The organism is Pseudomonas sp. LBUM1666 (assembly GCF_059695775.1).
The window spans coordinates 2,629,226-2,648,860 of record NZ_CP166789.1 but is presented as its reverse complement, the minus strand read 5'-3'; the positions used below and the strand labels follow the sequence as shown (position 1 = coordinate 2,648,860).

Annotated in this window: 22 protein-coding genes and 1 pseudogene; 9 read left to right on the top strand and 14 right to left on the bottom strand. The window is 61.0% G+C overall.

Going from position 1 to position 19,635, the window contains the following annotated elements; all coding sequences use genetic code 11:
* Positions 1 to 136: 136 nt before the first annotated feature.
* Positions 137 to 1,144 carry an Ldh family oxidoreductase gene (locus ACA056_RS12095; protein ID WP_497273529.1) on the bottom strand — a complete coding sequence of 336 codons (1,008 nt, stop codon included), beginning with the start codon at positions 1,142 to 1,144 and terminating at the stop codon, positions 137 to 139.
* Positions 1,145 to 1,380: 236 nt separating this feature from the next.
* On the opposite strand from ACA056_RS12095, the gene ACA056_RS12090 reads away from it, so the two are divergent.
* The 4 genes from ACA056_RS12090 to ACA056_RS12075 all read left to right on the top strand — a co-directional run bounded on the left by ACA056_RS12090 (position 1,381) and on the right by ACA056_RS12075 (position 3,495).
* Positions 1,381 to 1,821 carry an Ohr family peroxiredoxin gene (locus ACA056_RS12090; RefSeq protein ID WP_497272994.1) on the top strand — a complete coding sequence of 147 codons (441 nt, stop codon included), beginning with the start codon at positions 1,381 to 1,383 and terminating at the stop codon, positions 1,819 to 1,821.
* Positions 1,822 to 1,897: 76 nt separating this feature from the next.
* Entirely contained in the window at positions 1,898 to 2,350 is a 453-nt protein-coding gene (locus tag ACA056_RS12085) for an Ohr family peroxiredoxin (protein ID WP_497272992.1), read from the top strand.
* 108 nt (positions 2,351 to 2,458) lie between these two features.
* Positions 2,459 to 2,899: an Ohr family peroxiredoxin gene (locus tag ACA056_RS12080; RefSeq protein WP_497272990.1), complete on the top strand. Its 441-nt coding sequence runs from the start codon at positions 2,459 to 2,461 to the stop codon at positions 2,897 to 2,899.
* A 134-nt stretch (positions 2,900 to 3,033) separates the two neighbouring features.
* A complete protein-coding gene (locus ACA056_RS12075; RefSeq protein WP_497272988.1) occupies positions 3,034 to 3,495 on the top strand; it encodes a MarR family winged helix-turn-helix transcriptional regulator in 462 nt (153 codons plus the stop codon).
* A 35-nt stretch (positions 3,496 to 3,530) separates the two neighbouring features.
* On the opposite strand, the gene ptrR is transcribed toward ACA056_RS12075, so the two are convergent.
* Positions 3,531 to 4,415 carry a putrescine utilization regulator PtrR gene (gene ptrR / locus ACA056_RS12070; RefSeq protein ID WP_497272986.1) on the bottom strand — a complete coding sequence of 295 codons (885 nt, stop codon included), beginning with the start codon at positions 4,413 to 4,415 and terminating at the stop codon, positions 3,531 to 3,533.
* Between the two features lie 100 nt (positions 4,416 to 4,515).
* On the opposite strand from ptrR, the gene ACA056_RS12065 reads away from it, so the two are divergent.
* Positions 4,516 to 5,907: an aldehyde dehydrogenase family protein gene (locus tag ACA056_RS12065; RefSeq protein ID WP_497272984.1), complete on the top strand. Its 1,392-nt coding sequence runs from the start codon at positions 4,516 to 4,518 to the stop codon at positions 5,905 to 5,907.
* Between the two features lie 44 nt (positions 5,908 to 5,951).
* Here the strand turns inward: ACA056_RS12065 and ACA056_RS12060 are convergent, their stop codons facing one another.
* Entirely contained in the window at positions 5,952 to 6,323 is a 372-nt protein-coding gene (locus tag ACA056_RS12060; protein WP_056745311.1) for a nuclear transport factor 2 family protein, read from the bottom strand.
* Between the two features lie 147 nt (positions 6,324 to 6,470).
* On the opposite strand from ACA056_RS12060, the gene ACA056_RS12055 reads away from it, so the two are divergent.
* Positions 6,471 to 7,133, top strand: coding sequence for a glutathione S-transferase family protein (locus tag ACA056_RS12055; RefSeq protein ID WP_497272982.1), 663 nt, complete (start codon positions 6,471 to 6,473; stop codon positions 7,131 to 7,133).
* Positions 7,134 to 7,138: 5 nt separating this feature from the next.
* Here ACA056_RS12055 and ACA056_RS12050 read toward each other — a convergent pair whose 3' ends face one another.
* The gene (locus ACA056_RS12050) at positions 7,139 to 8,083 is read right to left on the bottom strand and encodes an aldo/keto reductase (RefSeq protein ID WP_497272980.1); all 945 of its coding nucleotides are present in this window, start codon (positions 8,081 to 8,083) and stop codon (positions 7,139 to 7,141) included.
* Positions 8,070 to 9,356 (bottom strand): NTP/NDP exchange transporter, encoded by a 1,287-nt coding sequence (locus tag ACA056_RS12045; RefSeq protein ID WP_497272978.1) that lies wholly within the window; start codon positions 9,354 to 9,356, stop codon positions 8,070 to 8,072. The genes ACA056_RS12050 and ACA056_RS12045 overlap by 14 nt, the downstream gene beginning before the upstream one ends.
* A gap of 86 nt (positions 9,357 to 9,442) precedes the next feature.
* Between ACA056_RS12045 and ACA056_RS12040 the strand changes: the two genes are divergently transcribed.
* The gene (locus ACA056_RS12040) at positions 9,443 to 10,231 is read left to right on the top strand and encodes an alpha/beta hydrolase (protein WP_497272976.1); all 789 of its coding nucleotides are present in this window, start codon (positions 9,443 to 9,445) and stop codon (positions 10,229 to 10,231) included.
* A 2-nt stretch (positions 10,232 to 10,233) separates the two neighbouring features.
* Here ACA056_RS12040 and ACA056_RS12035 read toward each other — a convergent pair.
* From ACA056_RS12035 to ACA056_RS12015, 5 genes and pseudogenes are all read right to left on the bottom strand, one after another.
* Positions 10,234 to 10,302 (bottom strand): annotated as a pseudogene (locus ACA056_RS12035) (SMR family transporter); the annotation flags it as partial.
* A complete protein-coding gene (locus tag ACA056_RS12030; protein ID WP_497272974.1) occupies positions 10,298 to 11,563 on the bottom strand; it encodes an epoxide hydrolase family protein in 1,266 nt (421 codons plus the stop codon). The pseudogene ACA056_RS12035 and the gene ACA056_RS12030, both read right to left, overlap by 5 nt.
* 239 nt (positions 11,564 to 11,802) lie before the next feature.
* On the bottom strand, positions 11,803 to 12,213 hold the full coding sequence (locus ACA056_RS12025) for an HvfA family oxazolone/thioamide-modified RiPP metallophore (protein ID WP_497272972.1): 411 nt from the start codon (positions 12,211 to 12,213) through the stop codon (positions 11,803 to 11,805).
* A 380-nt stretch (positions 12,214 to 12,593) separates the two neighbouring features.
* On the bottom strand, positions 12,594 to 13,010 hold the full coding sequence (locus ACA056_RS12020; RefSeq protein WP_046055505.1) for an organic hydroperoxide resistance protein: 417 nt from the start codon (positions 13,008 to 13,010) through the stop codon (positions 12,594 to 12,596).
* A gap of 107 nt (positions 13,011 to 13,117) precedes the next feature.
* The gene (locus ACA056_RS12015; protein ID WP_497272970.1) at positions 13,118 to 14,449 is read right to left on the bottom strand and encodes an aminotransferase-like domain-containing protein; all 1,332 of its coding nucleotides are present in this window, start codon (positions 14,447 to 14,449) and stop codon (positions 13,118 to 13,120) included.
* Positions 14,450 to 14,532: 83 nt separating this feature from the next.
* On the opposite strand from ACA056_RS12015, the gene ACA056_RS12010 reads away from it, so the two are divergent.
* On the top strand, positions 14,533 to 15,423 hold the full coding sequence (locus tag ACA056_RS12010; protein ID WP_497272968.1) for a DMT family transporter: 891 nt from the start codon (positions 14,533 to 14,535) through the stop codon (positions 15,421 to 15,423).
* On the opposite strand, the gene ACA056_RS12005 is transcribed toward ACA056_RS12010, so the two are convergent.
* Entirely contained in the window at positions 15,371 to 15,778 is a 408-nt protein-coding gene (locus tag ACA056_RS12005) for a hypothetical protein (protein ID WP_497272966.1), read from the bottom strand. The two genes, ACA056_RS12010 and ACA056_RS12005, sit on opposite strands and share 53 nt — an antisense overlap.
* 171 nt (positions 15,779 to 15,949) lie before the next feature.
* Between ACA056_RS12005 and ACA056_RS12000 the strand changes: the two genes are divergently transcribed.
* Positions 15,950 to 16,810 carry a CAP domain-containing protein gene (locus tag ACA056_RS12000; RefSeq protein ID WP_497272964.1) on the top strand — a complete coding sequence of 287 codons (861 nt, stop codon included), beginning with the start codon at positions 15,950 to 15,952 and terminating at the stop codon, positions 16,808 to 16,810.
* 16 nt (positions 16,811 to 16,826) lie between these two features.
* Here the strand turns inward: ACA056_RS12000 and ACA056_RS11995 are convergent, their stop codons facing one another.
* The 3 genes from ACA056_RS11995 to ACA056_RS11985 form a co-directional block, all read right to left on the bottom strand.
* A complete protein-coding gene (locus ACA056_RS11995) occupies positions 16,827 to 17,456 on the bottom strand; it encodes a Vgb family protein (protein WP_497272962.1) in 630 nt (209 codons plus the stop codon).
* A 36-nt stretch (positions 17,457 to 17,492) separates the two neighbouring features.
* On the bottom strand, positions 17,493 to 18,713 hold the full coding sequence (locus ACA056_RS11990; RefSeq protein ID WP_497272960.1) for a winged helix-turn-helix domain-containing protein: 1,221 nt from the start codon (positions 18,711 to 18,713) through the stop codon (positions 17,493 to 17,495).
* Positions 18,714 to 18,895: 182 nt separating this feature from the next.
* A complete protein-coding gene (locus tag ACA056_RS11985; protein ID WP_497272958.1) occupies positions 18,896 to 19,549 on the bottom strand; it encodes a DUF2238 domain-containing protein in 654 nt (217 codons plus the stop codon).
* Positions 19,550 to 19,635: the final 86 nt, after the last annotated feature.

Below are 19,635 nucleotides of genomic sequence, written 5' to 3'. Positions count from 1 at the left end.
CTCATATGTGCAGCGACCTCCTGTGGGAGCTAGCTTGCTCGCGATGGGTCCATAACATTCAGCATTTCTGTCGACTGTTACACCGCTATCGCGAGCAAGCTCGCTCCCACAGGGGGATCGGTTGCCCTCCGTTTCTTCAATCCAGCAGTGCTTTCAAGTCGTTGTACAAGGCTTCGGGAATCTGCACGCCTTCCACCAAACTGCGCGCTCGCGCCTCGTAACGCCGTTGCGACGGCAAGCGCGCGCCCTGCCCTTGTATGCTCTGGAACATCACTTCGGCACGGGCCAGATGCTGCTCGGTGGCCTCGCCGAGAAAGCGTCGCGGATCGAGGGCGATGATCAGCTCGCCGTGGTAAGGCGACGACTTGCTGCCCGCGTCGTAGGCCAGCGATTCGGCACTGGTCAGGTCGCCAATCAACGGCCCGGCGATCAACTCCACCATGGCGGCCAGCGCCGAGCCCTTGTGCCCACCGAACGTCAGCATCGCGCCGGCATCGAGTACCACGTTCGCATCAGTACTCGGCTGCCCGTCTGCATCGACGCCCCAGCCTTCGGGAATCGCTTGGCCGGCACGCCGGTGCAATTCGATATCGCCCCGGGCAATCGCACTGGTGGCGAAGTCGAACACAAACGGATCCTTACCCGAACGCGGCCAGCCGAATGCGATGGGATTGGTGCCGAACACCGGCTGACTGCCCCCTGCCGGCGCGACCCAGGCATGGCTGGGATTACACGCCAGCGCCACCAGGCCGGCAGCGGTCAATTGCTCGATCTCGACCCACAGGGCAGAAAAATGCACACAGCGATTGATCGCCAGAGCCGCAATCCCGTTTGCCCGGGTTTTCTCCTCCAGTAATCGCAGACCCGCCTGAAACGCCAATTGGGAGAAACCACCCGCCGCATCAACCCGCACGATCGAAGGTGCCTGGTCGATCACCTGTGGCTCCGCATCGGCCACCACCTTGCCGGCTCTGAGCGAATTCACACACCCCAATACCCGATACAAACCGTGAGAGGCGCAGCCATCGCGCTCGCCGGCAATCACCGTGGCGGCCACCGCCTGAGCGTGGGCAACGTTAAAACCGTTGTGCAGCAAGATCGATTCGGCCAGCTCGCGAGCTTCGGCCAGGGACAGTCGTTTCATCATCAACTCCTTGGACAGACCGTCCAGACTGGCCCATTCCAGACGCCACGGCTTGATCGCTTTAGCGCCGGTCGACGACGAATTCGGCATATCCCGGCAACAAACCATTCGTCGGCTGGGCAGCGCGCCACCCCTTGACACGGATTGAGCTCTGCGCGAGTATTATTTACATCGCACACGATACAAACGTATGCGACACGTAAATCGCACCTATTGAAACGTTGAGGATTCATTCCATGAGCAAGATCGAAAAAGTACTGTTTACCGGCAAAACCCACACCACGTTCAGCGATGCGACCCGTGCCCACGGCAACCTCGACATCGAGCTGTCGTCGCCAGGTGACGCAAAACCGGCCCACGTGTTCGCAGCCACCCAAGCGCACCCGACCGCCGAGCAACTGTTCGCCGGTGCATGGTCGGCCTGCTACATCTCCGCCATCGAGCACATAGCCAAGGCGAAAAAAGTGGTGCTGCCGGCCGATGTGTCCGTCGACATCGAGGTCGATCTGGGCCAGACCGGTCAGGCTTACTTCCTTCAGGCTCGATTCTTTGTCCGCTTGCCGGGCGTGGCACACGACGTCGCAACCGCACTGGCGCACGCCGCACACGAGCTCTGCCCGTACTCGAAAGCGACGCTGGGCAACATCGATGTGGCGGTGAACGTCCTGACGGCGTGAAGATCGCTTTAATCTATTAAATATATCGCATGCGATATAAGCGCATACGAAAACAGTAAAAACTTAGGAAATCATCATGAGCAAGATCGAAAAAGTACTGGCCACCGGCAAAACCCACACCACCGTCAGCAACGCTGGCACTACCTCGCGCGGCCATGACGGCAGCCTCGACATCACCCTGTCGACGCCTGGCAACACCAAGCCAGCCCACGTGTTCGCAGCCACCCAGCCGCACCCGACTGCCGAGCAACTGTTCGCTGGCGCATGGTCGGCCTGCTACACCGCCGCCGTCGGGCTGGTGGCCGGTGAGATGAACGTGGTGCTGCCGTCGGATCTGTCCGTCGACATCGAAGTCGATCTGGGTCAGACCGGTGCGGCCTACTTCCTTCAGGCTCGATTGACCCTGCGCGTGCCGGGTCTGTCCCACGACATCGCGACGACACTGGCGCACACCGCCGATCAAATCTGCCCGTACTCGAAAGCGACGCGGGGTAACATTGACGTGGCCCTGAACGTCCTCACGGCTTGACGCACCGCGCGGCGTTGTTATCGATCGGCATGGTCGATACGCCATATATATCGCATGCGCTTTAAGCGCATACGAATCGCAACCCAACAAAACGTTGAGGACTCAACCATGAGCAAGATCGAAAAAGTCCTGGCCACAGGCAAAACCCACACGACGTTCAGCGACGGTGACAACTCTTCCCGCGGCCTCGCCATCCAGCTCTCGTCGCCTGGAAACCCTAGACTGGCACACGAGTTCGCAGCCATTGTGCCGCACCCATCAGCAGAGCAGTTTTTCGCCGGCGCATGGTCGGCCTGCTACACCGCTGCCGTCGAGCTGGCGGCGAAAAATATGAAGGTGACGCTGCCGTCCAATATGGCCATTGATATTGAAGTCGATCTGGGCCAGACCGGTCCGGCCTACTTCCTCCAGGCCCGGCTGACTCTTCGCGTGCCAGGCTTGACGCAAGACGTCGCGACGGAGCTGGCGCACGCCGCAGACCAAATCTGCCCGTACTCGAAGGCAACGCGCGGCAATATCGACGTTGTCATCAACGCCCTGACAGCGTGATGCACCGTACGACCGGTTCGACTTTCGCCGTCGAACCGGTCGCCACTGTCAGTTATAGTCGTTCCGATACAATCGCACACGAGGTATATTTCACTTTTTTTCGAGCCATCCGTCTTTGGCCAATGAGGATACACATGAAACCCACCGACAACGCCGCCCCCGACAACCTGAAGCTCTCCGAATTCCTGTGTTTTGCGGTCTATTCCACCAACCTGGCCTTCGGCAAGGCTTACAAGCCGATACTCGAGCAGCTTGGGCTGACCTATACGCAATACATCACCATCGTCGCGCTGTGGGAGGAAGACAATCAGACCGTGGGCAGCCTGGGCGAAAAGCTGTTTCTGGAATCGAACACGCTGACCCCGATCCTGAAGAAGCTGGAAGCGATGGGCTTTTTGCAAAGGCAGCGCGATCCCGAGGACGAGCGCCAGGTACGGATCAGCCTGACGAAGAACGGTCGACAGCTGCGCGAAAGCCAACCGGAAATGGGCCTCGCCGACGCGACGGGCCTGACGCTCGACGAGTTCACGATCCTGCAGAAGGCGATCGTGAAGTTGCGCAGCAATCTGATCAAGTCGACGAAAGCCGGGGAATGAGCCGGCACGCCGATCTGGACATTCTCAAGCGCGAACTAGCGCACCGCCTCATCCCGCACCACCCCGCGCTCTTCAAGCAAGCGCACAAACATGGTCAGACTTTGCGACACCGTCCCCCGGCGCCACACCAGCCAGGTGCGCAAATAGCGGAACGATTCCGATAGCGGCCAGACGCTCACCGTGGTGCATCCGGGCATGCTGTTGAGCATGCTGCGGGGCATCAGCGCCAGGCCTGCACCGGCGCTGACGCACGCCAGCATGCCGTGATAGGACTCCATTTCGAAAATCTTGCCGGGTACCGCCGCGTCCTTGGCGAACCAGCTTTCGAAGTGGTGGCGGTAAGAGCAATTGGAGCGGAAGGCATAAATGTTTTCGCCATTAACATCCCGCGCACGATGAATGGGGGAATGGTTGAGCGGCGCAATCAACACCATTTCTTCCTCGAACGCCGGCACGCCCTCCAATGCCGGGTGCAACACCGGTCCATCGACAAACGCTGCCGCCAATCGTCCCGACAACACCCCGTCGATCATGGTCCCCGAAGGTCCGGTGGACAGGTCCAACTCAACCTTGGCGTGCTTCTGGTTATACGCGGCCAGCAGCTCAGGGATACGCACCGCAGCGGTGCTCTCCAGTGACCCCAGCGGAAACGAACCCTGCGGTTCTTCGCCCGCCACCGTCGCGCGAGCCTCCTGGACCAGGTCGAGAATGCGCCGGGCATAGTCGAGGAAACTCCAGCCGGCCGGCGACAAGCGCAGGCGGCTCTTCTCGCGGATAAACAGGTCCACACCCAGATCCAGTTCCAGCTGCTTGATCCGCGTCGTCAGGTTCGACGGCACCCGATGGATGTGCTGAGCCGCCGCGCTGATGCTGCCGTGCTCGGCGACGGCTTTGAAAATTTCCAGCTGGACCAGATCCAAGGCATTCTCCAAACGTGAACGATATGCTCAGTATTATTCAGTTTCCAGAAAACAAACGCCACCGTAACCTGAGCGCATCCCCACCTCGCAGGACGGTGCCATGACTCAAGTTTCCAGCCTCACCCATGCCATTTCGATCAACCCCGCCAACGGCGAGCAGATCGGCCACTACCCTTTCGAATCCGCATTGGCACTGGACGCCGCCCTTTCCCGTGCCGCTGCCGGGTTTCGCGCCTGGCGCAGCAAACCGGTTGATCGACGCTCGCAGTTGTTGATCGCCCTGGCGCAGGCATTGCGCGACAACGCCGCCGCGATGGCGAACATGATCACCCTGGAAATGGGCAAGCCGATCACTCAGGCGCGCGGTGAAATTGAAAAGTGCGCGCAACTCTGTGAGTGGTATGCCGAACATGGCCCGGCGATGCTGAGCGCTGAACCGACGCTGATTGAAGGCGGCAAGGCGCGCATTGAATATCGCCCGCTCGGCCCGATTCTCGCGGTGATGCCGTGGAACTTCCCGATCTGGCAGGTCCTGCGCGGCGCGGTTCCAGCGTTGATCGCCGGCAACACCTACGTGCTCAAACATGCGCCCAACGTGATGGGCAGCGCTTATCTGTTGCGGGAAGCCTTCAAGCAAGCCGACTTCCCTGAAGGCGTGTTCGAGGTCATAAACGTCACGCCCGACGGCGTTTCCAAAGCCATTGCTGACCCACGTATTGCAGCGGTCACCCTCACCGGCAGCGTGCGAGCCGGCATGGCCATCGGCGCTCAAGCCGGTGCGGCATTGAAGAAGTGTGTACTGGAACTGGGCGGCTCCGATCCCTTCATCGTGCTCAACGATGCCGACCTCGACGAAGCGGTCAAAGCCGCCGTGATTGGCCGTTACCAAAACACCGGGCAAGTCTGCGCGGCCGCCAAACGCTTGATCGTCGAGCAAGGCATCGTCGAGGAATTCACGCGCAAGTTCGTCGAAGCCACGCAAAAACTGGTGGTCGGCGATCCACTGGCCGCCGACACCTACATCGGCCCGATGGCCCGCTTTGATCTGCGTGATGAACTGGATCAACAGGTGCGCGACACCCTGGAAGAAGGTGCGACGTTGCTGATGGGCGGCAAGAAGGCTGAAGGCGCCGGCAACTTTTACGAGCCCACTGTTTTCGGTGATGTCACGGACCAGATGACCTCGTTCAAACAGGAACTGTTTGGCCCGGTCGCCTCGATCATCACCGCACGCGATGCAGCCCATGCGCTGGCACTGGCGAATGACAGTGAGTTCGGCCTCGCCTCAACCATTTACACACGCAACGTCGAGCTTGCCGAGCAGATGGCCGGTGAACTGGAAACCGGTGGCGTGTTCATCAATGGTTATTGCGCCTCCGATCCGCGCGTCACTTTCGGCGGCGTGAAGAAAAGCGGGTTTGGCCGTGAGCTCTCGCATTTCGGTGTGCGCGAATTCTGCAATGCCCAGACGGTGTGGCTGGATCGGCACTGATCGCATAACGATGCCCGGGAGCTTTTGGCTCCCGGGCTCACGCGCTATTCGTTCAGGTAATACAGCTTGTTCACAATCATCCAGCGGTAATTGATGTTCAGCAGCGACAGATAATCGGTAAATCGCATGCCGAGATAATCATCAGTGACTTTTACCGCGGCGGCATCGCCCGTGACATCGATGCTGAGCACTTCCCAAAACGGTTTGACCTCTTTGGCTGCCGGCCCCTCGGCCTTGATCGCGCTGATAAATTCCTCCAGGGATGCCCATTCAAGCTTTTCTTCGTAATGGCCAATGATGCGGCAAGAAGGATGAAAGGCCTGTCGCAGCAAGGCTTCATCGGCGAACACCATGCCTTCTACATAATTGCGGACCACCACGTTGATGTGTTCTTTAGCCAGCAGTTGAGTCGTCATGTCATACCTCCAGCGCTCTCACCATCGCACCGCCGGATCAGGTTGTTCGATCATCCATCCCACCCTGAAAGTCTAGCACCGCGCGCTTAACCGTCCCGGACGGCGACTATGATGATGGAGGTCACTTGCCTTTCGAGGAGCTGAGAGATGTCGCTGACGCTTTACTACCATCCGCTGTCGTCGTTCTGCCACAAAGTGCTCATCGCGCTCTACGAAAACGCTGTCGAATTCGAAAAACAGATCATTGATCTCGCGAACGATGCAGACAAAGCAGAGCTGCAAGCGCTGTGGCCGCTCGGCAAATTCCCGGTCATCCGCGACCACGCTCGCCAGCGCAACGTGGCAGAGACCACGATCATCATCGAATACCTGGACCGATTTTATCCAGGTGAACATCCGCTCGTTCCCAACGATTGGGACACCGCGCTGGAGGTCCGTCTGTGGGACCGTGTATGCGACCACTATCTGCAGGCGCCGCTGCAACAGATTGTCTTTGATCGCCTGCGCGACGCTCACGGCGATTTGACCAGGGAACGTTCCACACTGCAGACGGCATATGGCATGCTCGACCGCCAGATGACGTCGAGAATCTGGCTCGCCAGTGCAGATTTCAGCCTGGCCGATTGCGCCGCGGCTCCGGCACTTTTTTATACCAGTACGCTCGAGCCGTTCCCCGACGACTACGGTCACTTGAAAGCCTATTTCGACAGGCTGATGAACAGACCGTCCGTCCAGCGGGTCATCGACGAAGCCAGGCCCTACTTCTCGATGTATCCGTTTGCCGAAGCCATCCCGGAGCGGTTTCGCTAGCGCGCCTAACCGACAATATCGATCAACTGCTCGCGCTGCGCCCCCGTCAGCATCGGACCGAAACCTGCACCGGCATTTTCCGCCATGTAACGCGGGTTCCCGGTGCCGGGGATCACGCAGGTCACCGCCGAATGCGTCAGCAGGAACTTCAGCGCCAGTTGCGGCCAGCTGTTGATCCCCACTTGCGCGGCCCATCCTGGTAGCGGCTTGCCCTTCAAGCGGGCGAGCAAATCACCGCCGCCGAACGGCCGATTGCAAATCACTGCCACGCCCCGCTCGCGACACAGCGGCAGGATGCGTTTCTCGACGCCGCGATCGTCCAGGGCATAGTTGATCTGCAAAAAGTCCAATGGCTCGGCCTTGAGCACCGCTTCCACCTCGTCATACGCCGACGCCGTGTAATGGGTGATGCCGATGTAACGAATGCGCCCTTCTTCCTTCCATTTGCGCAGCGTGGGCAAATGGGTTTTCCAGTCCAGCAGGTTGTGAATCTGCATCAGGTCGATCCGGTCGGTCTGCAACAGTTTGAAGGACTGTTCCATCTGCGCGATGCCTTCTTCGCGGCCACGGGTCCACACCTTGGTGGCCAGAAAGGCCGGCGAGCGCGGCTCATGAATCGACAGCAGTTCACCGGTCGTCTGTTCGGCGCGACCGTACATCGGCGAACTGTCGATCACCTTCCCGCCCTTCTCGAACAACGCACGCAGCACAGCAGGCAGTTGCTTGTAGGCGGCACTTGAAGGCTCGACATCAAAGCCGCGATACGTACCCAGCCCAACGATCGGTAAGAGTTCGGCGCTGGATGGAATGGCCCGGGTCAGCATGTTCTTGCCTCCTGTTTCGGTCGACGGCGTGGATGCTGCAAAAGCCGGATCGAAGGTGAAAACCGCCGAAGCACCGGCAGCCAGCGTGAGTATTTTTCGACGCGTGTACCCATCAGTGTGGCTCATGGAATTGCCCTTCCACATTTTTGCTGTCAGCCCTTTGCGCCTGCTGCCTGGCCAGCCACAGGCACAACCCGCCCCACAGCCCGGCAAACGGCACGATCACCAGCGCCACCAGACCGAATCCCGCGCCCAACGCCGTCAACCCGGCGGACAGCCAGCCGCTGGCGGCATCTCCACCGCGATACACCAGGGTTTCGATCACATTCTTGGCCTTGTACTTTTCCTCTCGGCTGACCACGGTCCACAGCACTTCCCGCGCCGGACGCACGATGGCGAACTCGACCGCACGGCGCAGCCCCTGTGCCAGCGCAACGGTTGCCGGTACGGGCGCCAGGGCCATAGCGGCGAACGCCACGATTGTCGCCAACGGCAGGGCTGCCAGCGCACCGCCGATGCCAATCAAACGGATCAACGGCGCCGTCAACACCAACTGAAAGACCAAGGTCAGCGCCGACACGATCAAATCCACGACGGCGAAGAATTGCGTCCGGCTGGCCACATCAGCATAGCTACCAGCGACAATTCGTCCCTGTTCGAAATACAACAAGGTCGCCGCGCTGGTGTGCAACAGCATGAACAGCACCAGTCCCGACAGATACGGCGAGCGCAGAATCAGGGTGATGCCGGCGAGCATGCTGCCGCCCATGCGCCGGTCATCCAGCGACCGACGGCCGGATTGCGATTCGGTACGGGACAGCAGCGCCCGATAGCAACGCACCGCAACTTCCAGCAGCACCGCCGCGGCGATGGTCAACGCCACCGGGTCAAACCGGGTGGCCATGGTCGCCGCCAGCAACGGCCCGATGAACGTGCCCAGCGTTCCACCGGCCGCGACGAAGCCGAACAGCCGCCGCCCTTGTTCGCTGGAAAACCGGTCGACCAACACGCTCCAGAAGATGGAGACGATGAACAGGTTGTAGATGCTGATCCAGACGAAAAACACGCGCCCGACGGTCACCGGTGCAACGTGATTGGCGATCAACACACCAAACACCAGCATCGACACGGCGATCACGCGATAGATCAACGGCACGAAACGGGTGGCCGGCAGCCGCGACACCAGCGCACCAAACAGCGGCACCATCAACAGCATCACCACGAAGGTCGCCGTGAACAGCCACTGCAACTTGTCGGCGCCACCCTCAAGACCCAAGGCATCGCGCAGCGGTCGTACCAGGTAATAGCTGGCGAGTACGCAGAAATGGAAGGCGAAACCCAGCCTCAGCGCCGCTCTTTCGGCGGGCAGAACGTTGAGCCATTTCACAGCGATGGGCATGGATGGCCCTCCCGGTGCGTCGCGCTATCGGTCTACTACACTCTGACAGCGATCAAGCGATAGCCGTCTTCAGGCCAGAGCCGTCAATGCCGCCCACTAAAGTTAGCCGAATGCCACGAATCCTGGTGTCAATCGTCGTCATCATCGCCGTCGTGTATCTGGCGCTCTGCGCTGCGCTGTTTGTGTTCCAGCGCGCCCTCATCTACTTCCCGCAACCGCGCGCTGTCGGCACCTCGGCAACGCTGCTCACGCTGTCCGTCGACGACGCTCAGGTGCTGGTGTCCGTCAGGCCGCACGAGGGGCCGAATGCGTTGATCTATTTCGGTGGAAATGCCGAGGACGTCTCCCGGAGCCTGCCTTCCTTTTCCGAAGCCTTTGCCGATCAAGCTCTCTACTTGCTGCACTACAGAGGCTACGGTGGCAGTTCCGGGTCGCCCTCCGAGGAGATGATTTCGCGCGACGCCATGACCTTGTTTGACCTGGTCTACGCCACGCACCCGCACATTACGGTGGTCGGTCGCAGCCTGGGCTCGGGCGTCGCCGTGCGCCTCGCCAGCCAACGCCCGGCGGCGCGTCTGGTGCTGATCACGCCCTACAACAGCGTTGAAGAACTCGCCGCCCGGCAGTTCCCCATCTTCCCGGTGAAGTGGCTGCTCAAGGACACCTTTGAATCCTGGAAGTACGCCGCCCACATCACGGTGCCGACGCTGTTGATCGCGGCTGAGCACGACGAAGTGATACCGCGTTCCAGCACCGAACGGCTCTTCACGCATTTCGCCAAAGGGGTGGCGTCGCTGAAGGTCATACCGGGTACGGGGCACAACTCGATATCCGAAAGCCCCGAGTACCTCAAGGTGTTGGGCGATGGTTTGTAAGTGGCGGTGCCCGCCGCGCCGATACCGGTCCAGACCGCGTAGGCCGTCCCCACGGGCAGTGTTCGACTAGCGCAGCGATCTAAACGCCGTGCGAAGTTCCTCGGTAAACAGCTGCGGCTGTTCCCAGGCCGCGAAGTGGCCGCCCTTGTCGGCCTGGTGGAAGTAGATCAGGTTGCTATAAGCGCGCCGGGCCCATGTTTCTGGCGGGCAGTAGACATCTTCTGGAAACACGGTGACGGCCACCGGCAGCGAAATCTCGGTGGTCTTCTGTGCGGCCGAAGAAAGCGGACTTCGCCCCATGTTCTCCCAGTAAAGCCTGGCTGCCGAGGCGCCGCTATTGGTCAGCCAGTAGAGCGTGATGTCGTCCAGCACTTCATCCTTCGTCGGCGACTGTTGGGGGTCAGCGCCGTATGTCCACCGGGCAAAGCCTGGATGCACGAGCATGAGCGCGGCGAGGAAGGCCGGTGAATCCGTCGCGCCGTAACCGATCATCTGTGGCCGCGCGGCCATCATCGTGCTGTACGCCAGATTCCCCTGTTTGACGAGCGTGGCGACGGCGTCATAGGTCGCGCGCTCCTCCTCGGAAAATCCCGCCGGCGCCGGTCCGCCGACAGCGAGCGCCGCGCTCGCTTCCGCCGGTATCGTGGCGGGCAGGTTAAGGTGAATGCCGCGCAATCCGGGCGGTGCCTGGCGCGCCATCGCGCTGGTAATGGGGGCGCCCCAGTCGCCACCCTGGGCCACGTAATGGCTGTACTCGAGGCGCTGCATCAGCTGCGCCCAGACCCGCGCGATGTGGTCCGGATCCCAACCGATACCACTCGGTTTGCCGGAGAAGCCGTAGCCAGGAATGGACGGAATCACCACATCGAATGCCTCTGCCGCATTGCCCCCGTGCGCGGGCGGATCGGTGAGCGGACCGACGACTTTGATGAACTCGAACACCGAGCCTGGCCAACCGTGGGTCATGATCATCGGCAGAGCGTTCGGGTGGGGGGAGCGCACCCAGATAAAGTGGATCTCGACCCCGTCGAGGGTGGTCACGTACTGCGCCAGATTATTGAGCTGTGCCTCGGCCTTGCGCCAGTCGTAGTCCGTGCCCCAGTAGCGAACCAGCGCCTGCAGTTGTTCCAGCTGTGCGCCCTGTGATCGATCGGAAACCGTCTCTTTGTCCGGCCAGCGGGTCGCCGCGATACGGCTGCGCAGATCGACGAGTTCCTTGTCCGCCACATTGACGAGGAAGGGCTGAATGGCCTTGGGATCGGGAGCGGCGCTGGCGAGGGCCGAGAGGCAAAGCGCAAGGGTCGCTATAGCAACCGCGAATGTGTGCTTCATCTTCATACCTCAGCTGAGGGATACGATGAGTCCGTCCGTGGTGAGAATGGCCTAGGCGGAGGTCGGGCGGTGCAAGGCGCCCTTTACGATCTCGACGTAAAAAGGTTAGACAATCCCGGACGGTTTCACACAGCCTGAAACCGGTCGTTCATGCTTGATCGCTGAACGCTTGCCGCGTTCCAGACAGCAAAACGCCCTCCCGGCTAGGCGCAGGGAGGGCGATCGGTGACGGTGTCGACTCAGGCGCGTGCTTTGCTGAGGCGCGTGAACAGTTCCTTGGGCGCTTCCTTGCCATTGGATTCATAGACTTCTTTCATGTATTTGAAGGTTTCGGCCTCGGAGAGGAAGCCGTCGTGGTCGGCGTCAATCACCTCGAAATCCGCACCACGGGTCGGGGCCACGGCCAGGAACTCGTTGCGCGAAACCCGGCTGTCGTCATCGGTGTCAGTGCGTGAGAAGGAAGCGTCACCGCATTTCCCTTCACCACACTTGCCTTCGCCGCACTTGCCCTCCCCGGCCTTGACTGCGGAAGCCACCTGATAACCCTGGGGCAACGCCTCCACGGCGAAGGCGGAAGAAGCCAGGTTCATGCCGCCGGCCAGGGCGACGGCGATCAGGCCAATGCGGTGCTTGTTCGATTTACGGGACATGGTTCGTTTCCAGATGCTTGGCACGGTCGAGCCGCGGGTCATGCCATAACGGCGGAAAACCCCGGAGAAGGCACTCTGCTAAGTGGATGGCGCCGCCATTCCACCTCGACAGGGTCAATCAATCGGGCCACGCAATTGGGCCAGAACGATGTGTCCGCCAAGTATCCGGTGGCAGGGACATTTGTAAGCAAGTCCGCAAAAACGAGGGTTAGATACAGGGCAATACAACAGGTTTGCAATTAGGTGTTGCTGACATTGGCGGCAGGGAGACGCCTTGCCAACCACTCAGCAGAGGCATTGGGCACGTGGTCATCTCGCAAGGGCGAAACGTTAAGCTTCACCCTTGCGATGCCTTGCCCAAATTGCGTGACAGGTCCGGCTCAGACCAGGTTGATTTCGACGTTGATGTTGCCCCGCGTGGCTTTGGAGTACGGACACAGCTTGTGCCCTTCATCTACCAGCGCCCGAGCCGTTTCGCGATCCATTCCCGGCAGGCTGATGTTGAGGCGAGCCTGCAGGAGATAACCACCTGCGTTGGTGCCCAGGTCCACTTCGGCGTCAATGGCCAGGTCAGGCGGGAGCGTGACCTTCATTTTGCCGGCAGCGACTTGCATCGCACCGATGAAGCAGGCTGACCAACCCGTGGCGAACAACTGCTCCGGATTGGTGCCGTCGCCCTTGGTGCCAGGGGACGAAAGCTTGACTTCGAGACGTCCATCATCACTGCGTGATGCGCCGTCCCGCCCACCCGTGGTGTGGACTTTGGCGGTGTACAGTACTTTTTCGATCTGGGTCATGATGATCTCCTGATTGAAAATGCTGGATGAAAAGGATTGCCCTTCGTGAGCGTATCGACCAGTCCTTCTTGGACCTTTCAATATAGACGGCGGTGGGCTACTTCGGGCTATGTGTAAGCACCAATCACCCACTTCACTTTTTCAAGCGCCTCACGCAGTGCGCCCATCTCCGCAGACCCCAGCGCCAAGCGGATCGCATGCGGTACATGGGCAGACGTGGCGAAAGGCTCAGCGGTTGAAACCGCGACTTTTTCACGCAGCAGCGCCGCGGCGATCTGGTCTGCCCTCGCATCTTCAGACAAAGGCAGCCAAAGAAAATAGGACGACGGGTGGCGAATACATGGAAGGCCCGCCAGCACTTCTGCGGCCATGGTCTGCCTGGCCTGCGCATCCCGACGTTTTTCAGCTTCCAGTTGCATGACGGTGCCATCGTCGAGCCACGTGCTCGCGATCGCTGTCAGCACACCCGGGGTATTCCAGGTGGTCGCCCTGATCGTTCGCTCCAGCGCGGGCACTTTTTCGGCCGGGGCGGCGACGAAACCTACGCGCAGTCCGGTGGCCACACTCTTGGAGAGCCCTGAAACGTAAACGGTCCGCTCGGGGGCGAGTTGCGCTATCGGTGCCGGCGGGTTCTCGGCAAGGAACGCATACGCGGCGTCCTCGATGATGAGCAAGTCATGCCTGCGTGCAATCGTCACCAGCGAATCGCGCTGATCGGCACTCATCACCCACCCCAGCGGATTGTGCAGCGTCGGCATCGTGTACACCGCCCGCACACGGCGACTCCGGCACAGACGGTCCAGCGCCTCCAGATCAGGCCCCTGTTCGGTCACGGGAATGGGCACGATTTCAAGGTGCAAGGCTTCGGCCAGTACGATGAATCCTGAATAGGTCAGCGCATCCGCTGCAATCACATCACCGGGTTGCAGCAGCGCCATCATCGTCACGGCCAGCCCATGCTGGGCACCACTGACCATTAACACTTGCTCGGCATCCACCGTCAGCCCTCGGGCGAGCAAATGGCGCGCCACCGAGGCGCGCTCATGCAGACGCCCGGCGTGTGGCTGGTAGCGCAACAGGGATTCCAGATCACCGCCCGAGGCGAGCTGGCGCAGCGCATTGCGCAAGAGTTCTGCCTGCCCTGGCAACGAGGGATAGTTGAAATTGAGGTCGGTCATTCCCACGGCAACGTTTTTCTGGTCGATACCCAAGCCAGGCGGCAACGACGTCTCCCGCACGAACGTGCCTCGCCCCGTCTCGCCGCTGACCAGCCCCATGGCTTCGAGCTCTGCATAGACTCGAGAGGCGGTCACCAATGCCAGCCCTTCTGTTGCCGCCAATTGGCGATGCGTCGGCAAGCGCGTGCCCGGCAACAATCGGCCTGACCGGATGTCAGCCGCCAAAGCATCCACTAATGACTTGTACCGTGAGCGAGGCATGTCGAGATGTATCCATGACAATTTTTTGATTGTAGTGATCGTCGATCATACGATGGATCTCTGCAAATTGAGAGTGCCCTCAGATGGAACGGACCCTGCAAAACCCAACGACGGAAAAGACCGCGAGCGGATGGCTCAACGGGTTCATCGGCGTGCTGATTTTCAGCGGCTCGTTACCGGCCACACGGTTAGCCGTGCTGGAGTTCGACCCGGTGTTCCTGACCGTTGCCCGAGCGGCGATTGCCGGACTTCTGGCGCTTTGCATGCTGGTGCTGTTTAGAGAAAAACGACCTGCCAAGCGTCAGCTTTTGCCTTTGGCGATCGTGGCAATGGGCGTTGTCGTAGGGTTTCCGCTGCTGACGGCGCTGGCGCTTCAGTACGTGACGTCGGCGCATTCCATCGTCTTCGTTGGCCTGTTGCCGCTCGCTACAGCGGTGTTCGGCGTGTTGCGCGGAGGGGAGCGTCCACGGCCGGTGTTCTGGTTCTTCTCGGTGCTGGGCAGCGCGTTGGTCGTGGGGTTTGCCGTCTCGCAAGGCCTGACCGCTTCGCCGACCGGCGACATGCTCATGATGCTGGCCATCCTCGCCTGCGGGCTGGGTTATGCAGAAGGCGCCAAGCTTTCAAGAACACTGGGGGGCTGGCAGGTGATCTCGTGGGCATTGCTGCTGTCGCTGCCCGTCATGGTTCCGCTGACCTGGTTCATGGCCCCGGCTTCGTTCTCGGGAATTACCCCTGCCGCGTGGTTCAGCCTGGCGTACGTATCGATCTTCAGCATGCTGATCGGTTTCGTATTCTGGTACCGCGGGCTGGCCCAAGGGGGGATTGCCGCCGTCGGCCAGCTGCAACTGCTGCAGCCGTTTTTTGGTTTGGCGCTGGCGGCCACGCTGCTTCACGAGCACGTCAGCATCGGCATGCTGGGGGTTACCGTCGCGGTGATCCTTTGCGTGGCCGGGGCGAGGAAGTTTTCGAAGTGAGCGGGCGCGACAAGCGTTGCTGCCAGTTTCCACCATTGGCGCGCTGGCATTCTTCTTCAGAATCGAACTGCACATGCGCCGATACCGGGCTGACGAGAACGTCCGCTTCGCTTAACGCAACGGCAGTCAACTCGAGCATGCGCTCGCCCTGCCCGCTCGCCAGCGCCTGATCCTTATTGGCCTGCGTATCGAAGACCCAGATGACCCGCAGACTGGAGGGGAACTGGTCGTAATCGACCTCGTGGGTCAGCCAGCAGAACCCGAGGATTTCCACTTTGGCCGTCTCACACGCCTCGGTCAGGGTGGCCACCAGGCGACGGTCGATGTGCGCCTGATCGCGTTTGCTTAACGGCATGGGTGGGTCCTTGTGACGGAAAAAAAAGCCATCATACGACACCTCCACGCCCTCTTTGGAGGACGCACTGCGCCCAGCGCAAATATGTCTCTTTCGCCCGTGAACCTTGTGTTGAAGCGCCAGTCATAGCCGAGCCGTGAATTCCACTTGCCCGCTCAGAGCTATTCATCCATGCGCCAAACCGTCCTGTCCGTTCGCGTTGCCTCGCTCTGTTTCATTCCTCTGCTTTCCCTGTTCGCCAACCCCGCCCACGCCGGTGCCGAACGGCAGTTGGTGGAAGCCATCAACGACTACCGCGCTCACCCCGATCGCTGCTTGGGGCGCGCGGGTCGAGCGTTATCGCCGCTGGCATTGAAGTCGAACCTGGCCTTGCCGATCGGCTATGGCGGTGGTTTGCGTGATCGATTGAAAGCGTCCGGCTATCAGGCGGTGACCGTGCGCACGATTCGCGTGGTCGGTGCGCAGGATGCCGATGAGGCCTTCGACTTGCTCCAGAGCGATTACTGCGGGGCGTTGCTCGATACCCAATATGCCGACATTGGCGTCAGTCGCGCCCGGAGTGAGTGGCAAGTGGTGCTGGCGCAGCCCGTGCTGGACAGTCGAGTGGGTGATTCGCGAGCCGTTAGCAAAGCGTTGCTGGCACAGGTCAATGCGGCACGCTCAAAGCCGCGCCTTTGCGGTCGTCAGCGCTACGCCGCCGCACGGCCATTGGCCTGGAACGCAGCCCTGGGCGCTGCGGCGCAAGGGCACAGCAAGGCGATGGCCTACGGCAACTACTTCGCCCACCAGGACCCCGACGGTGATATGCCCGCGGACCGGGCCAGAGCCGCTGGTTTCCGTGGCCGGCAGATCGGCGAGAACATCGCTGCCGGCCAGGGCTCACCGAGCAAGGCCATGTCGGGCTGGCTGGCCAGCCCCGGGCATTGCGCCAACCTGATGAACCCGATGTTTACCCAGATGGGCGCAGCCTATGCGGCGGACGCGCGTAGCGATGAAGGCGTTTATTGGACGATGTTGTTTGGCGCGCCTTAAGCGATTGAGCGGCGCCTTATTTGGGGCGCCGCACCGCCCTCACCTTTCCACTGCCACCGCCGCCGCAGAAAAACTGATCGCCGCCATCCGATTCAAGCCCCGACACCCCGACGCCGGCCGGCAGCTTCACGCTCTCCAGCACCTCGCCGGTGGTCGAATCGATATGGCGTAACTCACTCTCGTCTTCTTCCCAGGTGCCATGCCACAGCTGACCTTCGACCCAGGTCACCCCGGTGACAAAGCGATTGGATTCAAGGGTGCGCAGAATCGCGCCGGTCTCGGGATCGATCTGATGAATCTTGCGATCCCGATACTCACCGACCCACAACGTCCCTTCCGCCCACGTCAGCCCTGAGTCACTGCCGCCAGGCGCCGGAATAGTCGCGAGTACACGGCCGGTCTGCGGGTCAATTTTCTGGATGCGGTCCTCGGCGATCTGGAACAGGTGCTGGCCGTCGAAGGCGGTGCCGGCATGGGCAGCGACGTCGATTGAACGCAGTGTCTTGCCACTTGCTGGGTCCAGTGCGTTGATTTTGTCGCCGGTGGCAAACCACACGTGCTGGCCGTCCCAGGTGACGCCATGCACCTTGTCGACACCGACAAAGGGTCCATATTCACGAAGGATTTGAGCTGCTGACTGTTTCATGTTGGCATTCCTCGTTACGGGTGGGTGGCGTTCATCCTAGTCACCCGGCAACGGAACCGGGAGTAACAAGGTCGTCGCGAAACCCGGCACCGGCGGGGTCATCCAGCGACGGGCCCGACCGCGACCGAACGACTGCACCTTGCCCGCGCGGGCCAACTCCTCGAGTGCCCGTTGCACTGTCCGCTGGCTGGCACCGAGGGCCAGTGCCAGGGCCGAGCTCGACCACGACTCACCGTCGACGAGGAAAGCGAACACCGACCCGTGCTTCTCTTCGACGTGTTGCGCCAGCACCACAACGTCAGAGGCAACCAGCGACACCAGCGCAAACCCGCGTTGGGTAGCCGTCACGCCGGCCAAGGGCTTCAGCGCCGCGCGCAGTCGCCCGATTTCGACTCTCAACCGTGCGCGAAGGGACTCATCGGCGTGCTTCAAACGAAAGGCCTGGGTAATCAGCGTTTCCCTCGACACGTCGGCCGGCCACGCTTCGGCCAGTGCCCGTGCGAGGGCAAACAAAACCGGGCGTGTAGCGAGGGGAACTGACATGCCGGTGCCACGCACGACGTAGCGACAGGCGTCCACGACCAGTGACGTGGACGCGAGCAACGCTTCAACCTCATCCAGCAACAGAGGCCGTTCTTCACCATAGGCAATCAAACGCGCGACGGGCGTGTCCAGGACTAGGGCAGCGTTTTCCACCTCGGCCGTCAGCGCAGGAATATCGGCGTCGCGCGCGGCGTGCTCGGCCCTTGTGAGTGCAGACCGCGCCTTGTTCGTCTCGAGTCGCCGCATCGCGATCCCCGCTACGACCAGTTCGTGGGCGGTGCGCAATGCCGGTGGCAATGGCGCAGGGTCAAGCTCGGCGAGCAGCACGTCGGCCTCTTCGAGATGCCCGATCAGCAGCAAACGCCGAATCTGCAAATACCGCGCATGAGCGGCGTTCACTCGATCGCCGTGCGCCTCAAGTGTCACTCGCGCCGACTCGAGTGCCTTCACCGGCCAGCCCAACTCCCGGGAGGCCAGTGCAATCTCGGCCTCGGCGACCACGCACCGCGCCCGAGCCGAGGCCTCCTTCGGCCCGAAGGCCCGCGCCGCCCTCTGCACCAGCGCCTTGGCCCGCACCAGGTCGCCGAGTTGCGCCATCGCAATACCGCGCAACGCCAGCGCCGGCGCATCGTCGCGCAACGCGACCCGGTTCAGCGCGCCGAGCGGATCACCCGCTGCCAGCGCCTGTGCTGCGGCTGTGATCAGCGAATCCATCGGAGTTCCGCCACAGCTGTCACTCCCACTGTCGGATGTTCGCTGTTGAGTCTATCTCACGATGACCCATCACGAAGGAGGCCACCCGACATTCGAATGTTGGGCGTAACTCTAAAGCCGCAGATGCCTGCCCCGCCTCTGGGAAATCCTTAAGCGGGTATCGGTTTTTCTTATCGGGTGATTTAAAACGGTTGCTCAGCCTGAGGCGCGGCGTGCTTTTGCTGGCACAGCAAAACCACGCACTCGCTGACGAAGGCGCCGGCCACCGCCAACGCCATGTCCTTCTGTGAATCCCAGGGATCGTTCTGCGCGCCGATGAAGGCACGCGAGGTGTCGTCGCCCAGGTAGGCGCCACCGATCCATTCCACCAGCTCGTAAATGGCCGACGTCGACAAAATGATGTTCAACGCCATAAACACCAACCAGAAACCCCGCAACGGCGTCAGGCGCACCAGCACTTCTCGAATGGGATAGACCATCAACAGCCCGTAACTCAAATGGACCAGCCGATCAAAATGATTGCGCTGCAACCCCAGCGCTTTATCGAAGCTGACCCCGGTCAAGGCTGAACACCATTGGTCGTACGGCACCTTGGCATAGGTGTAGTGAGAACCCAGTTCGTGAATGCACAGGAAAACGAATACCAGGCTGATGGAAACAGCCGACAGGCGAAACCGGCCAGAGACAGCCACCAGCGCGCCCACCAGTAACAGCACCAACAGGTTTTCCAGTGCCCAATCCACACGGCTGCGGGGTGAATAACCCGACACCACGACGATCAGCACAAACAGCATCAGCAGCGTCAGGTCGTATCGCAGGTGTGCCTTGGGCTGCATGGTTTGAGTTCCTCGATCGGAGAATGACGACAGCTCCTGAGCCCTTCTACATGGATCAACCGATCGAGAGTCCGGTTCAGGCACAC